General features: G+C 34.9%; 14 protein-coding genes, 2 tRNA genes and 1 rRNA gene. 2 read left to right on the plus strand and 15 right to left on the minus strand.

Annotation, left to right across the window (positions count from 1 at the left end; all coding sequences use genetic code 11):
* Window positions 1-126: 126 nt before the first annotated feature.
* The 5 genes from OZP09_RS10140 to OZP09_RS10160 all read right to left on the minus strand — a co-directional run bounded on the left by OZP09_RS10140 (window position 127) and on the right by OZP09_RS10160 (window position 4702).
* A tRNA-Ala gene (locus tag OZP09_RS10140) sits at window positions 127-200 on the minus strand.
* Window positions 201-291: 91 nt separating this feature from the next.
* A tRNA-Ile gene (locus tag OZP09_RS10145) sits at window positions 292-365 on the minus strand.
* Window positions 366-494: 129 nt separating this feature from the next.
* Window positions 495-2008, minus strand: a 16S ribosomal RNA gene (locus OZP09_RS10150).
* Between the two features lie 850 nt (window positions 2009-2858).
* The gene (locus tag OZP09_RS10155; RefSeq protein WP_281310706.1) at window positions 2859-4094 is read right to left on the minus strand and encodes an ABC transporter permease; all 1236 of its coding nucleotides are present in this window, start codon (window positions 4092-4094) and stop codon (window positions 2859-2861) included.
* 113 nt (window positions 4095-4207) lie between these two features.
* Entirely contained in the window at window positions 4208-4702 is a 495-nt protein-coding gene (locus OZP09_RS10160; RefSeq protein ID WP_281310707.1) for a YkgJ family cysteine cluster protein, read from the minus strand.
* Window positions 4703-4774: 72 nt separating this feature from the next.
* Here OZP09_RS10160 and OZP09_RS10165 point away from each other — a divergent pair, with 72 nt between their 5' ends.
* Window positions 4775-5482, plus strand: coding sequence for a class I SAM-dependent methyltransferase (locus OZP09_RS10165; RefSeq protein WP_269237685.1), 708 nt, complete (start codon window positions 4775-4777; stop codon window positions 5480-5482).
* 84 nt (window positions 5483-5566) lie between these two features.
* Here OZP09_RS10165 and OZP09_RS10170 read toward each other — a convergent pair whose 3' ends face one another.
* From OZP09_RS10170 to OZP09_RS10215, 10 genes are all read right to left on the minus strand, one after another.
* Window positions 5567-6421, minus strand: a complete 855-nt coding sequence (locus OZP09_RS10170) for an IS3 family transposase (protein ID WP_269237686.1) — start codon at window positions 6419-6421, stop codon at window positions 5567-5569.
* A 14-nt stretch (window positions 6422-6435) separates the two neighbouring features.
* Window positions 6436-6864 carry a transposase gene (locus tag OZP09_RS10175; RefSeq protein ID WP_269237687.1) on the minus strand — a complete coding sequence of 143 codons (429 nt, stop codon included), beginning with the start codon at window positions 6862-6864 and terminating at the stop codon, window positions 6436-6438.
* 99 nt (window positions 6865-6963) lie between these two features.
* Window positions 6964-7596 (minus strand): 7-carboxy-7-deazaguanine synthase QueE, encoded by a 633-nt coding sequence (locus OZP09_RS10180; protein ID WP_269237688.1) that lies wholly within the window; start codon window positions 7594-7596, stop codon window positions 6964-6966.
* Between the two features lie 100 nt (window positions 7597-7696).
* Entirely contained in the window at window positions 7697-9364 is a 1668-nt protein-coding gene (locus OZP09_RS10185; protein ID WP_269237689.1) for a tetratricopeptide repeat protein, read from the minus strand.
* An 11-nt stretch (window positions 9365-9375) separates the two neighbouring features.
* A complete protein-coding gene (locus tag OZP09_RS10190; protein WP_269237690.1) occupies window positions 9376-10305 on the minus strand; it encodes a PstS family phosphate ABC transporter substrate-binding protein in 930 nt (309 codons plus the stop codon).
* A 2-nt stretch (window positions 10306-10307) separates the two neighbouring features.
* On the minus strand, window positions 10308-10538 hold the full coding sequence (locus OZP09_RS10195) for a hypothetical protein (protein WP_269237691.1): 231 nt from the start codon (window positions 10536-10538) through the stop codon (window positions 10308-10310).
* Complete coding sequence (locus OZP09_RS10200; protein WP_223683325.1) at window positions 10538-11341, minus strand: energy transducer TonB; 804 nt, start codon at window positions 11339-11341, stop codon at window positions 10538-10540. The genes OZP09_RS10195 and OZP09_RS10200 overlap by 1 nt, the downstream gene beginning before the upstream one ends.
* Before the next feature lie 40 nt (window positions 11342-11381).
* Window positions 11382-11930, minus strand: a complete 549-nt coding sequence (locus OZP09_RS10205) for an ExbD/TolR family protein (protein ID WP_269237692.1) — start codon at window positions 11928-11930, stop codon at window positions 11382-11384.
* Window positions 11931-11949: 19 nt separating this feature from the next.
* Window positions 11950-12576 carry an ExbD/TolR family protein gene (locus OZP09_RS10210; protein WP_281310708.1) on the minus strand — a complete coding sequence of 209 codons (627 nt, stop codon included), beginning with the start codon at window positions 12574-12576 and terminating at the stop codon, window positions 11950-11952.
* Between the two features lie 71 nt (window positions 12577-12647).
* Window positions 12648-13472, minus strand: a complete 825-nt coding sequence (locus tag OZP09_RS10215; protein ID WP_223683327.1) for a MotA/TolQ/ExbB proton channel family protein — start codon at window positions 13470-13472, stop codon at window positions 12648-12650.
* 378 nt (window positions 13473-13850) lie between these two features.
* Here OZP09_RS10215 and OZP09_RS10220 point away from each other — a divergent pair, with 378 nt between their 5' ends.
* A complete protein-coding gene (locus OZP09_RS10220; protein WP_281310709.1) occupies window positions 13851-15368 on the plus strand; it encodes a helicase HerA-like domain-containing protein in 1518 nt (505 codons plus the stop codon).
* Window positions 15369-15395 lie beyond the last annotated feature (27 nt).

The raw sequence follows: 15395 nt of genomic DNA on the forward strand, positions 1-15395 counted from the left end.
TGACCGTTTTTTTTTGTTTTTTGCTCTTTGTATTACTACAAAAACAAAAAACGCTTTCTACTTTTTAAATTTTTCTTATCTCAATATGTCAATGAACTTTAACTTACCATTTTCATGATAGTTTCGTGGAGAATAACGGAGTCGAACCGTTGACCTCCTGCGTGCAAGGCAGGCGCTCTAGCCAGCTGAGCTAATCCCCCATTTTCTTAGTGATGAGTTATTAGTTATGAGTTATGAATTATTGCTCATAAGGCCTCAACCTCTAAAATTTCCTTTTTTAAGTTAAAAGAGTAGTCCCGGGCAGACTCGAACTGCCGACCCCTACATTATCAGTGTAGTACTCTAACCAGCTGAGCTACGAGACTCTGTTTTTACTTAATTTTCATTATTTTTTTAAATTAACAGCAAGAGTAATCGAACCTTACGATTCAGAAACTTCAAAATATCCATCTTTTATCCCCAACGTGTGTTGCCACTAACATATGGGGCTCTAGAAAGGAGGTGTTCCAGCCGCACCTTCCGGTACGGCTACCTTGTTACGACTTAGCCCTAGTTACCAGTTTTACCCTAGGCAGCTCCTTGCGGTCACCGACTTCAGGCACCCCCAGCTTCCATGGCTTGACGGGCGGTGTGTACAAGGCCCGGGAACGTATTCACCGGATCATGGCTGATATCCGATTACTAGCGATTCCAGCTTCACGGAGTCGAGTTGCAGACTCCGATCCGAACTGTGACCGGCTTTGTAGATTCGCTCCTGGTCGCCCAGTGGCTGCTCTCTGTACCGGCCATTGTAGCACGTGTGTAGCCCAAGGCGTAAGGGCCGTGATGATTTGACGTCATCCCCACCTTCCTCACAGTTTGCACTGGCAGTCTTGTTAGAGTTCCCGACATGACTCGCTGGCAACTAACAACAGGGGTTGCGCTCGTTATAGGACTTAACCTGACACCTCACGGCACGAGCTGACGACAACCATGCAGCACCTTGTAATTTGTCTTGCGAAAGATCTGTTTCCAAACCGGTCAAACTACATTTAAGCCTTGGTAAGGTTCCTCGCGTATCATCGAATTAAACCACATGCTCCACCGCTTGTGCGGGCCCCCGTCAATTCCTTTGAGTTTCAAACTTGCGTTCGTACTCCCCAGGTGGGATACTTATCACTTTCGCTTAGCCACTGAAGTTGCCCCCAACAGCTAGTATCCATCGTTTACGGCGTGGACTACCAGGGTATCTAATCCTGTTCGCTACCCACGCTTTCGTCCATCAGCGTCAATCCATTAGTAGTAACCTGCCTTCGCAATTGGTATTCCATGTAATCTCTAAGCATTTCACCGCTACACTACATATTCTAGTTACTTCCTAATAATTCAAGTCCAGCAGTATCAATGGCCGTTCCACCGTTGAGCGATGGGCTTTCACCACTGACTTACTAGACCGCCTACGGACCCTTTAAACCCAATGATTCCGGATAACGCTTGGATCCTCCGTATTACCGCGGCTGCTGGCACGGAGTTAGCCGATCCTTATTCTTACGATACCGTCAAGCTGATTCACGAATCAGTGTTTCTTCTCGTATAAAAGCAGTTTACAATCCATAGGACCGTCATCCTGCACGCGGCATGGCTGGATCAGGCTTGCGCCCATTGTCCAATATTCCTCACTGCTGCCTCCCGTAGGAGTCTGGTCCGTGTCTCAGTACCAGTGTGGGGGATCTCCCTCTCAGGACCCCTACCCATCGTTGCCATGGTAAGCCGTTACCTTACCATCTAGCTAATGGGACGCATGCTCATCTTTTACCGTTGTGACTTTAATAGTAGGTTGATGCCAACTCACTATACCATGGGGTATTAATCCAAATTTCTCTGGGCTATCCCCCTGTAAAAGGTAGATTGCATACGCGTTACGCACCCGTGCGCCGGTCTCTAGCACCGAAGTGCTATACCCCTCGACTTGCATGTGTTAAGCCTGCCGCTAGCGTTCATCCTGAGCCAGGATCAAACTCTTCATCGTATATTTTAATATTATATCACGACGAATATCTATCGGTTCTTTTTCGAATCTAACGATTCCATTACTCTTATTTCTTTTGCCTTAACATCTCTGTTAAGACGGCTGTCAATTCAATATGTCTACGAACGTATCTTCTTTTTATTTTCGCTTGTGTTTCAAAGCGGGTGCAAAAGTAGAAATTCTTTTTGTTTCCTGCAAGAAAAATTTAAAGTTTTTTTTGAAATTTTTTCAATCTCAATCTCTTCGTTTTTCCTACCAGTCTCTCAATGAACTTCCGTGTTTTGCGGGGTGCAAATGTAAAAAGCATTTTCAAATCTCACAAGCTTTTTTGAATCTTTTTTTTGTTTTATTTCTAAAACCTCGATTCCTTATTCTTGTCAGTATTTCGATGAACGCCTTCGCTGTTGCGGGTGCAAAAGTAGCACATCTATTTACATTTCCAACCCTTTTTTTTATATTTTTTCCATCTTTTTCAATCCTTTCTCTTAACTCACTGGGAACAGCTTCCTTACATTTTGAACTTTTTTATTGATCTGTAAGACTTTTCATTGTTTAAATATCGTTTTGACAATTTACATACGTTCTCAATTGTCGTTCTTATACATTTATTAACTTTTCAATCGCTTTTCTGAACTCTAATTATCTTTTGAAAACTGTTCCATAGCCCCGATAGTAGCGAAAATCCTTTTGTGAAGGCGTCCGGCTCGAAAAGATTGAAGCGGAGAGCGGGAAATAGCTACTTAATATCATCATTCTATTCCCTTAATTATTCATTGTACTATATATTAAAAAACCCGACACGTTTTTAAAAAATGCCGGGTTACTCTATTATGGATGTTGTATTATTAAATCAATCGAAACGAATTGCTTTTACCGGAGAAATCTTTGTTATAATATAGGACGGGATTAATAATACCAAGAAACAAATTACAATGGTCATTAAATTTAATAAAACTATATAACTCCAATTTATATAGACAGGTGCCTGGTTGACATAATAGTTTTCAGGATTTAATTGAATGACACCGAATTGCTGCTGAATCAACAATATTGAAATACCTATTAAGTTACCCCAAAACAAACCTCTTATTATAAGATAAAAAGCATTGTACAAAAATATTTTACGGACAGTCCAATTATTAGCGCCTAATGCTTTTAGTATCCCAATCATTTGTGTACGTTCCAAAATAAGTACTAGTAAAGCAACTACCATATTTATTGTTGCTACCAAAATCATGACAGCCAAAATAACGATAATATTAAAATCAAAGAGCTGAAGCCAATCAAATATATAACTGTATTTCTCAATTATAGTTTTAGTATCTAAACTTGAGGAAGTTTGTTCGTAGATTTGATTTCCTGTAATTTTAATATTATTGAAGTCTTTGACAAAAACTTCGAATGCACCAACCTGATCAGGTTTCCATTTATTAATTCTTTGGATATGACGAATATCCCCAATTATATATGTTGCGTCAAAATTCTGAAAACCGGAATTAAAAATACCTGTAATTTTGAATCGGCGGCTATTAGGCATCTTTCCTTGTTCATCTTTAATAAAAAAAGTATTAAAACTATCCCCTACTTTTAAATTTAATCGGTCTGCAAGAAATCTGGAGATTATAACATCTTCATTTAATAATTTAGAAAAATCCGGCAACTTTCCTTCTACTAAATATTCTTTTATATTATTCCAGTCATAATCGGCTCCAACACCCTTGAAAATAATTCCTTCGAAAGCATTTTCGGTTCTGATAATCCCAGCCTTGCTTGCAATTACCTGGATATGGCTCACTTCAGGAAGCGATTTGAAATTAGGATAGAAATCCTGATTTTTAGAAACAGGAATCAATGTTACATCAGAATTATTATTGTCATAATTCGAAATGATAATCTGGCCGTTGAAAGCGGAAACTTTGTCCCGGATTTTTTGCTGTAATCCAATTCCGGTTGCAACTGAAACCAACATCATGATAATACCAATAGCTATAGCTGAAATAGCAATTTTTATAATAGGAGCCGAAATGCTACTTTTATAATCTTTAGCAGTGATAAGTCTTTTAGCTATAAAATATTCGAGGTTCAATTTATAAGTTGTTTATATATTTATAAAGTCGGTTTATTTCTCTCAGTCAAAAATACGTTTAAAAAAGTAAAAAAGAATTGTAACGCGTAACAATTACAAATTATTTAAGCCTCTCATAATGGCATTTTCTTCTTCATTTCTTCAACAATATTATAAGCAGCCGGGCAAATTGCTACATTCTTCAAAGTAAGATCTGTAATCTGATGGAACTTTTTTCTATCTGTATGCGGAAACTCCCTACAAGCTTTCGGGCGAACATCATAAATCATACAATAATTTTCATTATCAAGAAAAGTACAGGGAACACTTTTTAAAACATAATCGTTATCTTCATCAATTCGAAGATATTGTTCGATAAATTGCTGTGGTTTTTGTCTGAAAGATTTTGATATTCTCTCAATATCTGCCAAAGTAAATAATGGCCCGGTTGTTTTACAACAATTGGCACACTGCAAACAATCTGTCTTTTTAAATTCCGCATCATGCAAATCCTGCATAATATAATCTAAATTCTTAGGTTGTTTTTTTTTCAGCTTATCAAAATACTTTTTGTTTTCGATATGCTTATCTTTGGCTAACTTATTTAAGTTATTTAAAATTTGTTTCAAGAGTATTAATTAATTTATCTGCAAAATTAAACAACTTTAAATTCGAAACCTTAAACTTTGAACTAAATTACAATGAAAGATCTTTTCGGAAAAGCCATGTTTGATTTTCAAACTAATAATTCACCAGAAGACATTATTACCGAGACTTCAATTTCTGAAGAAGATGAAATGAGCGTTGCCTATTTATTCCGCTCTTATAAAGAGATGCCAAAATTGGAACAAAAAGCGTTGCAATTAGCATTCGGAAAGACTTTAGATGTTGGCTGTGGTGCCGGAAGCCATAGCCTTTCACTACAAAAAGACCGGAATTTAGATGTGACTTCGATTGATATTTCGGAAAAAGCAATTGAAACTTGTAAATTGCGAGGTATAAAAAATGCCAAAGTTCTAAATATATTAGATGTTGAAGAAGAAAAATTCGACACGATTCTTTTGTTAATGAACGGTACGGGGATTTTCGGAAAATTACAGAACTGCAATAAATATTTATCTAAACTAAAATCACTTTTAAATGAGGGCGGTCAAATTTTAATAGACAGTTCAGACATCATTTATATGTTTGATGAAGATGAAGATGGAGGAAAATGGATTCCGTCAGATAATGATTATTATGGCGAAATTATCTTTACAATATCTTATAAAGCAGAAAAAGAAGAACCTTTTAACTGGCTTTACTTAGATTACAATACGCTTCAAAATGCTGCGATTGCCAATGGACTTAAATGCGAATTAATTTTAGAAGGCGAACATTATGATTATTTAGCCAGACTTACAATTTAGACTTTAAAAATGTTTACTTTTTACACCAACTGTGTAATTGACTAGTCCTAAATAATCGATACAGATTTTATTAGACAAAAATATTTAATTAGACACCTGCAATGATTTTTTTGCAGGTGTTTTTCTTTTATAAGTTCTCATTTTTATCTCTCTTTGGAGATGCATTTCATTAGGAGTCAGCATATAGTTTGAATAATGAGGTCGAAGCTCATTATAAATACTAATTGATTCCTTGATAATTTGATTTGTAATTTTATAATTTGGATTATATTTGTCAATGCAAAATTCGTCTTTTAGTATTCCATTAATCCTTTCTGCCACAGCATTTTCATAAGGATCTGAGTTTTGTGTCATACTGCATAATATATTGTTTCTAATAAGCTCTTTTTGATATTGATCAGCACAGTATTGGATGCCTCTATCAGAATGATGTATCAAGGGCAGATCAAAATTCTTTCTCTGCTTGAGAGCCAATTTTAAAGCCTTTATACTGCTTTGAGTATTCAAGTTATCAGCTGTATAATATCCCATAATCTTCTTAGAATAAGCGTCTGTAATTAAACTTAAATAAAGAGGATTATCTCTTTTTCCAACATAGGTAATATCAGATACCCAGACCTGTTCGGGTCTGTCTATGTTTAAATCCAAAATTAAATTCTCATGTTTTTTAAAGCGGTGATGTGAGTTGGTTGTTACATGATACAGCCGTTTAGGCTTTATTAATAAATGATTAGCTCTGAGAATATCAAAGAATTTATCCCTTCCAATTTTCATTAAATGGAGTTTGTCCAGCAAAAGATAATAAAGTTTCCGAGTGCCGATTCTCGGCATTACTTCTCTGATTTTCTGAACCATCAACACAACCTCTCCAGCTTTGTTATGCTTTGATGCCGTACTTCTATTTTTTCGATAATAAACCTGTCTGTCTATCCCGAACAAAAAACAGGTAAATGCTATTGTTTCTCGTTCTTTTTCTCGGAATTGGTCGATTGTTCGGGTACAGAGTTTTTTCGGATATCGATATGATATTCTTTTTCAGCCAAATCAATCATCATATCAAATAGAATTACTTTTTTGTCAGCCACAAAAGCCTGCTTCTCTAAGAATGCCTTTTGCTTCTCTAAAAGTTTTACCTGAGCTTCAAGCTCCATAATCTTTTGTTCGGGTGTTTTTGCCATCTTAATTGGGCTTTGGTTCTCCCAATCAAAGTTACCAAATTTTATAAGCCATTGAACAACAGTTGAACGGGATTGAATGCCATACTGTTTTCTAGCCTGAGTAATAGAAATAAATCCTTTTTCAATATCACTTACAATTTGAAGTTTTAACGACATACTGTAGTCTCGTTGACTTCGCTTAACATAATTTGAACTGTTTTCCATAACGATGTTTTTTTGTGTATCGTTATTTCAGGACTAGACAAATTCAAAAATAAAAAACTCTTCGGCATGAAGAGTTTTTTATTTTAAATTTTTATTCTTTTAAGGGATATTTAAATATTTATGTGTCTGTAAAGAAACTCTCCATTTCGGATTATTCATTACATATTCTACGATCAGAGGAGTCATTTCTTCTTTTTTGCTCCATTCTGGCTGTAGAAATAAAATTGCGCTATCATTTACCAATTCAGCCTGTTCTTCAGCAAAAATAAAATCATGCTTATTATGGATAATTACTTTTAGTTCATCGGCATTATCATAAACAGTCTGCGTTGGTAATTTATTTTTTTTAGGAGAAAGGCAAATCCAATCCCATGAACCGGATAAAGGATAAGCACCTGACGTTTCTATATGAACTTTTAAATTTTTATCTTTTAATTTACCGGTAAGCAAACTCATATCCCATGTTAGAGGCTCACCACCTGTGACAACAACCGTATCAGCATAAACGGAAGCATTTTTTACAATTAAATCCACATTTGTTGGCGGATGCAATTCTGCATTCCAGCTTTCTTTCACATCGCACCAATGGCATCCTACATCACAACCTCCAATTCTTATGAAATAAGCAGCAGTTCCTGTATGAAAACCTTCTCCCTGAATGGTATAAAATTCTTCCATCAAAGGCAACATTGCTCCTTTATTTACTTCTAATTGTATTTCTTTTGATAACATTATTTTATTTTAAAGTGCAAAGATAGTCAATTAAATACGGAACAAAAAAACCGATAGCTTTTGAAAACTATCGGTTTTTGTATTTTAATAATTGGATTAATTATTTTAAAGCTTTCACTGATTGAGCTGCGTAAGTATTAGCAGGATCCAAAGCCAAAGTTTTATTAAAATATTCAACAGCCTTAGCTTTATCAGTATTGGCATAAGCAGCACCAATTGAATTATAAGATTCAACAATTTTTTTAACAGTCGCTGGTTTAGCTAATTCTTCAGCTCCTTTAGCAGTAATTTTATTAACATACTCTGTATAATACTTGATAATCAAATCATCTTTATCCAATAAACTATTGATTCTGGCTTTGTAAATGTAAGCCTCGTCATAAGTAGGAGAAGCAACTAAAACTTTGTCAAAAGTAGCATCTGCATTTGCTAAAGCTGCTTTATCACGGCTTTCAGCAGGTTTTCCAGCATTTCCGTAGTAAACAGAAATTCCATAATACACAGCGTCATCTAAATAATTTTTAGATTCTGTGTTAGCTGCTCCAAGTTCAAAAATAGCGGCAGCCTGAGTGTATTGTTTTTTTCCGAATAAAGCTTTACCAAAATCGGCAAGTTCTTCTACAACTAAAGGTTCTAATTCAATTGCTTTCTTGATATCAGCAAAACCAGCATCGAAAGCAGCCTGATCTACTACACCTTCTGCATTAGTCCCTTTTTTAATTTTAGATAAACCTAAATATAAATAATCCCTTCCAATTACTTTGTTTGTAGGCACTTTTATAAAATCTTCAATAGATTTAATTGCCACATCAGGATTACCATTTTCATATGCAGCATATCCTAAATATCTGAAAATTCTAGGATTCACTTTATCTTCTGCAATCATTTTGTTTGCAACCTCTTCAAGTTTTTTATAATCTTTAACCAAGATTAAGAAATCAGCATGACGCATTTTAGAATCTAAAGAATAGTCTGTAAGACTTAAATATTTCTCATAATTCGTAATTGCATTTTGTAAATTCACTTTAGCAGTCGAAGGCTTATTTCTTGCCCATTTGTAATATGTTTCAGCTAACTCTCTGTAAACAGGACCATAATTAGCATTTAAGGCGATAACTTCATTGAAAGATTTTATTGCTTCATCATACGATTTGGCTCCTTTCAACAAAACTCCTAATTGCATTTTAGCTCTCAAAAGCGTTGGATCAGCAGTAAAGGCATCACGGTAAGCTTTATAAGCATCATTTTGATTATTTGCTCCGTAATATGCATCACCAATTGCTAAAAGAGCAGTAGCATTTTGTGGTTCAATAGCCAAAGCACGCTTAAGGACGGCAATAGCATTGTTGTAATCAGGATTGTCAGAATTAATATAGGCACGACCGATATAAATAAATTCATCCACATCTTTGCGTTTCATATCTTTTGTTGCCAAGCCGAAGTTAGCTTGGGCAGCAGCAGCATTTTTCTGATCCAAGTCAAGTTGACCTAATCCAATATAATTTAAATTCTTTTTATCTGATGCTTCTAGTCCATTTAAATAATAGATTTTAGCAGAGTCAACAACACTTTCATTTAAATATATATTCCCTAAAACAAAGTTAGCTTCACCATCAGAAGGTTTAGCTTTTATAATTGATTTCAGTAAAGACTTTGCTTTCTGAAATTGTTCTGCATCGATTGCTTTTTTAGCCTCTTTGATGTCTTGCGCTTTTACAACAGAAGCTGAAGCAACTAAGGCAAGACTTAAAATTTTGAATTTGTTCATCTTTATTGTAATTAATTATTTTCTTTATCGTTTGTAATCTGATTTCTAATCTGGAGTTCTCTACCAGGAGTTTTGACAGGCATTAAACCCGACTTCAAAACAATTCGCTGGCCAATATCTCCGGCAATGAAGGAAGCAAAGCCCATTCCTAATCCTGTGTATCCCTGACAATTTATGATATACAATTCACGTGCCAAAGGATATTTACCTTCAGCGATGTCATTTTGTGTAGGACTGTAATAATTATTATCCTTCACTCCTTTAACACTCAGAACGTTTATATTGTGAACTAAATCCTGCATTTCAGGAGCTGGCTGTGAAAGCCAGTTAACTCCCACCACACCAACCATTCCATCATTTTCAGAAACAAATTTTATTACTTCGTCGTTTGTCTTAAAAGAAAAAACACCATCAGCAGGAATATCTTTAACTTTGGCCAAATCTTTCATGTACCGTACTGTACTTGAATTAGGATTATCAAACACCAGACCTTTTATTCGAGGATTTGGTATTCCTTTCATGAAATCAACTACAGTCTTCAACGCAATCAATGTATCTTTATTGCTCTTATTGGAAATAAAGGCAATTGCATCAATCGCAAACGGTGTAACTCTTGGATTTATTTTAAGCTTTATAAATTTATCTTTTTCTGCCTGAGTTAAATCTCGCGCTGTAATAGCAACCTTTGTTTTTACATTCAGAAGGTCATTAATTACTTCTGCTTCAGATTTAGCCTTAGTATTTACTTTAGCATCATAATACGTCCCTTCAAAAACAGCAACCTGATCGTCGACAATTGGCTTCACTGTTTCATCAACTGCAATTTCTATCTTCCCTTTTAAAATCGTTTCATTATTAGAATCATTTTTACTTTTTTGATTACACATTGCAAACAACAAAATAAAAATGACTAAGCCCAAAACTTTAACATTCTTTAACATACTTATTCAGTGTTAGAATTTATTAATCTCAAAAATCGAATTGCGGAATATACTATCAATAAGATGCCAAATGCGTACCTGTACATAGGATCCATGTTCAATGGCAGTTTCTTCCAAAACATAATCATTAAACCCAGTAGAAGATAAATTAAAAAAAACAATATTCCTAAAACGAGAAGAAATCGCTCTTTGAGCGATTTCTTCTGAATACTATTAAGTATATTTTTTAACATTATTCTGCAGATTGAATAGTAATTGGCAGAGAGTAAAGTACCCTTACTTTTTTACCATTTTGTTCGCCTGGAGTCCATTTTGGGCATTTTTTAAGAACCCTGATAGCTTCAGCTCCAGTCCCGTAACCGATATCTCTCAAAACTTTAATATCTGTTAATGAACCATCTTTTTCAACTACAAAAGTAACATATACTTTACCTTTTAAACCTTCTTCTTCCGGAGTCTTGTAATTGTTTCCTACGAATTTGTAGAATTTCTCCATTCCTCCAGGAAAGTCTGGTTTTACTTCGATACCAGCTGTGTTGTATACGTTGTTGTCTTCCTGAACGATTTCAGCAACCGGACCTTTACCTACTGGCTCATCAACAGTTAAAACTGCATCCGGATCACCTTTGATAGTTTCAGAACCGATTTTCTTTTCCTTAAGATCCACAATTTTTGGTGGTTCCTCAGTAATCTCTTCAGTCTTAGCCACTACTGGCTTAACAAATTTCACTTGATCCACTTTTGGTGGCGGTGGTGGTGGAGGCGGCAAATTTGGTTTTACCGGCTCTTTTGGCTTAGGAGGTAATTTTACCGTCGTAATTTTAATATCGTTATTTACTTCCTCTTCACCTGAATCTGGTAAAAAGCTGGCAATAAGAGGTGCAGCAATAGCTAAGCTGAAAATAACAGAACCAATGATAAGCGCTCTTACCGTAGTTTTAGTGTTTGATTTTCTCAGCTCGTATGCTCCATATATCTTATTACGTCCTTCGAATACGATATCAAGCCACTGATTTTTAATAATATCTAATTTCATATTTCTTGATTATTAGGTTATTGACAAAATAAAATTGCTTTTATTTTTTCTCTAACAATTCTGTTTCTTTAGGTTGAAAGTCATTAACAATTGCATAAGTCCCAACTCCTGTAATAGCCATTTCATCCAAAATATCTACTAAGTTTTTATACTTAGATTTTTTACCTGGCTTGATGATTACGATAATCCCCTTATTTTTGTCTCCTGTATATTCAATTACAGACTTTTTACGAGCCAGTAATTCTTTACGGATACCGCCTTTTCCATACTCAATATCTTTAGGCCCAGCTATAGGAGAATCTAATAATCCCATATAATAGATAAGTTTATTATTCTCACCCATCATAATAGTCATAGTTCGTTTTTCATCAACTTTTATGTCCTTATTCTTAGTGTCATCCTCATCTTTATCTGGCAAACCTAAATTCATCGATTGCGGTTTTGACAACGTTGTGGTCAACATAAAGAATGTGATCAATAAGAATGCCAAATCTACCATTGCCGTTAAATCGACTTTCGAGTTTTGTTTTTTACTTCTTACTTTGCCACCTTTCCCGCCGCCACCGTCGCCGGTATTTAATTCAGCCATTTTAGTGTATCTTTTTTAATTAAAAATCTTTCCCTCTCATACCTGTAACTAAGTTAAAGGTATTTACTTTCTGGTCTTGTAAGATATCCATAATCTTCTTGATTTGTGGATAATCTTCTTTAGCATCTCCTTTAATTGCAATCTGCAATTCCTTATCATCTAAGTCAATCGCAGCTCTTCTTGAAACTAAAAGCCATTCTTTTAATTGATTATTTAAAGAATCAATCGGAATACCTGGCTGATTAGCTTTACTTCTGTCAGCAGCTTTCATATCGATAATCTGCTTTAGACTTGCAAGAGGCACACCAAAGTCATCCATTAATGCAAATTTCTCTTTATCCTGATCTGAAAAAGAAACGCCTAATTTATTACCCATTCCTTCAAGAGTTTTTTTACGCAACTCTCTTCCTTTTAGATCAAAAAACACTTTGCTTTTTCCTTCTTTATCTTTACCTACTGAGATGATAGCCAAATCTGAATCCGGCAATTTAGTCTGTACAGTAGATGATGGAGTATCAACAGGAAGTGCCTCTGGCACCTTAGCAGTAGCGGTCAAAATAAAGAACGTAAGCAAAAGGAACGCAACATCACACATGGCAGTCATATCTGTCGATGTTGACTTTTTTTTCATTTTTATTTTAGCCATTCTCTTTTTATTTTATTTTGATAATTAATTCTAATTATTATCAAATAATTCTAATTATTATCAAAAATTAATTATTGTCTTAAGCTTCCTCTGAATTTTCTGTAAGTATTAACGATTGTAGTACCAGCCTCATCGATAGAGTATGTTAAATCGTCAATTTTAGCAGTAAAGAAGTTATAAGAAACGATCGCTAATACAGAAGTAGAGATACCTGTTGCAGTGTTGATAAGTGCCTCAGAGATACCTGTTGCAAGAGCAGCCTGATCAGGAGTACCAGCAGAAGCTAACGCACCAAACGCTTTAATCATACCAGATACTGTTCCTAATAATCCTCCTAATGTTCCTAATGATACTAAAGTAGAGATGATAGTCATGTTTTTCTCTAACATTGGCATTTCTAATGAAGTTGCCTCTTCAATTTCTTTGTGGATTACTTCTGAAGCTTCTTCACTGTTGAATCCTTCTTTTTTAACGTCCTGATATTTAATCAAAGCAGATTTAATTGCATTTGCAACAGAACCTTGTTGTTTGTCACATGAAGCGATAGCAGCCTCAATGTTTCCTTCTTTAATACTTCCCTGTACATTTTTCATAAATGTATCTAAGTTAGCTTTACCTGCAGCTTTTGAAATAACGATAAATCTTTCAATAGAAAAAACAACAACCATTAAAAACATACCTAATAATACTGGTACAATGAAACCTCCTTTATACACCATTCCTAAAGTATTGATTGGGTGACCTGTTTCAGGATTACCACCTTCAAAGTTAGCTGAATCACCCATAACGAATTTCCAGATTAACCAACCAACAAAAACACATGCTGCAATAATGATTCCTGAAACCATTCCTCCTCCATTTGAAGTGCTTTCTTTTTTAACTTTAACGTTTGCCATTTTTTTTAATTTTAATAGTTTTAAATAATTTTTATTTTTAGTTATAATTTAACTTGTAGGGTAGCAAATTTATACGTTTAGTTTAAATAAAAAAACTTTTTTTAATTTAATTGAAGCAAATTTAACTTGATTTTAAAAAAGTTCTCATTAAATTGCCCACATCATTTTTTTAATAAAACAAAAAAAAGGTCAATTTGTAGAAAAATTACAACGTTTTAGTAAATATTCAAATATTCCTTTGCTATCTTCTTAAAATGTTGCGAAATTATTTTTTACATTATTTCCAACTAAAAAGGCCGGTTTAATGTTAAAAAAATCATATTAAAACCATTAAAACCTAAGCAATACTCTTATAATCATCTAAATCACGAACAAAAAATGAATAAAAAGGACAATTTTATTGAGGATATAAATAAAGGATATTCCTTTAAAGGTGACAGCATCATTTTAGGCGGTGCTATTCTGGACGGAGAAGCAACACCGGGAACGCATGTAAAAGTCCCTCTTAAAACTTTAAATCGTCACGGGCTCATTGCAGGTGCTACCGGGACAGGTAAAACGAAAACAATCCAGGTTTTTTCGGAGCAGCTTTCAAATGCCGGAATTCCTGTTCTGATGATGGACATAAAAGGTGATTTTAGCGGTATTGCAAAAGAAGGAAAAGAAGAAGGTTTTATTACTGAACGTCATGCTAAAATAAACCTACCTTATAGTATAGCTGCATTTCCTGTTGAGTTAATGTCATTATCTAAACAAAGTGGTGTACGTCTGCGTGCCACTGTTTCTGAATTTGGACCAGTACTATTTTCAAGGATTTTAGATCTTAATGACACGCAGGCAGGCGTTGTTGCTGTAATTTTCAAATATTGTGATGATAAGAACATGCCTTTATTGGATCTAAAAGATATTAAAAAAGTCATCAACTACATTACAGAAGAAGGTAAAGAGGAAATTGAAGAAAGTTATGGTAAGATCTCTACTTCAACCACAGGAACTATCCTAAGAAAAATAATTGAACTCGAGCAACAGGGAGGCGATTTGTTTTTTGGGGAATTATCTTTTGAAATTGATGATTTGATGCGAATTGATGAAAACGGAAAAGGATACGTAAATATCATTCGCCTGACCGACATTCAGGACAAACCAAAATTGTTCTCTACCTTTATGTTAAGCCTACTGGCGGAAATTTATCAGCAAATGCCGGAAAAAGGAGATGCTGACCAACCTGAATTAGTTATTTTTATTGATGAAGCTCATTTAATTTTTAATGAAGCCAGCAAAGTCTTGTTAGAGCAAATTGAAACGATTGTAAAACTGATTCGTTCAAAAGGGATTGGTATTTATTTTATAACGCAGAATCCAATGGACGTTCCAAGTGGTGTTTTGGCACAGCTGGGACTAAAAATCCAGCATGCTCTTAGGGCTTTTACCGCAAATGATCGTCAGGCAATTAAAAAAACAGCAGATAATTACCCAACTTCTGAATATTACAAAACCGATGAATTACTTACGAGTTTAGGAATTGGGGAAGCACTGGTGACTGCCCTGAACGAAAAAGGAGTCCCGACCCCATTGGTTGCGACCATGATGCGCGCTCCTCAAAGCCGAATGGATATTTTAACTACTGATGAAATTGAAGAAATAAACAACAAATCCAAATTAGTTAAAAAATACAGTGAAGAAATCGATCGTGAAAGTGCCTACGAAATTCTGAACAAAAAAATTGAAGAGGCTGTACAGGCAGCAACAGAACAAGAAAAACAAGCTCCTGCTAAACCTTCAAAAACAGAGCCCAGCACTACCGAAGTAGTTACAAAATCTGTTCTTAAAGTTGTTACAAGTGCTACGTTTATAAGAGGCGTTTTTGGAGTTTTATCGAAATTCTTAAAAAAATAAAAAACAATTACAATGTCAAAAATCAAT

This window comes from Flavobacterium flavigenum (genome assembly GCF_027111255.2).
In the GTDB taxonomy this organism is placed as follows: Bacteria; Bacteroidota; Bacteroidia; order Flavobacteriales; family Flavobacteriaceae; genus Flavobacterium; species Flavobacterium flavigenum.

Bases quoted from the DNA above. Each gene is read 5' to 3' on its own strand.
- OZP09_RS10165 (WP_269237685.1), top strand. From the start codon at position 4,775: ATGAAAGATCTTTTCGGAAAAGCCATGTTTGATTTTCAAACTAATAAT.
- OZP09_RS10175 (WP_269237687.1), bottom strand. From the start codon at position 6,864: ATGGAAAACAGTTCAAATTATGTTAAGCGAAGTCAACGAGACTACAGT.
- OZP09_RS10180 (WP_269237688.1), bottom strand. From the start codon at position 7,596: ATGTTATCAAAAGAAATACAATTAGAAGTAAATAAAGGAGCAATGTTG.
- OZP09_RS10185 (WP_269237689.1), bottom strand. From the start codon at position 9,364: ATGAACAAATTCAAAATTTTAAGTCTTGCCTTAGTTGCTTCAGCTTCT.
- OZP09_RS10190 (WP_269237690.1), bottom strand. From the start codon at position 10,305: ATGTTAAAGAATGTTAAAGTTTTGGGCTTAGTCATTTTTATTTTGTTG.
- OZP09_RS10195 (WP_269237691.1), bottom strand. From the start codon at position 10,538: ATGTTAAAAAATATACTTAATAGTATTCAGAAGAAATCGCTCAAAGAG.
- OZP09_RS10200 (WP_223683325.1), bottom strand. From the start codon at position 11,341: ATGAAATTAGATATTATTAAAAATCAGTGGCTTGATATCGTATTCGAA.
- OZP09_RS10205 (WP_269237692.1), bottom strand. From the start codon at position 11,930: ATGGCTGAATTAAATACCGGCGACGGTGGCGGCGGGAAAGGTGGCAAA.
- OZP09_RS10210 (WP_281310708.1), bottom strand. From the start codon at position 12,576: ATGGCTAAAATAAAAATGAAAAAAAAGTCAACATCGACAGATATGACT.
- OZP09_RS10215 (WP_223683327.1), bottom strand. From the start codon at position 13,472: ATGGCAAACGTTAAAGTTAAAAAAGAAAGCACTTCAAATGGAGGAGGA.
- OZP09_RS10220 (WP_281310709.1), top strand. From the start codon at position 13,851: ATGAATAAAAAGGACAATTTTATTGAGGATATAAATAAAGGATATTCC.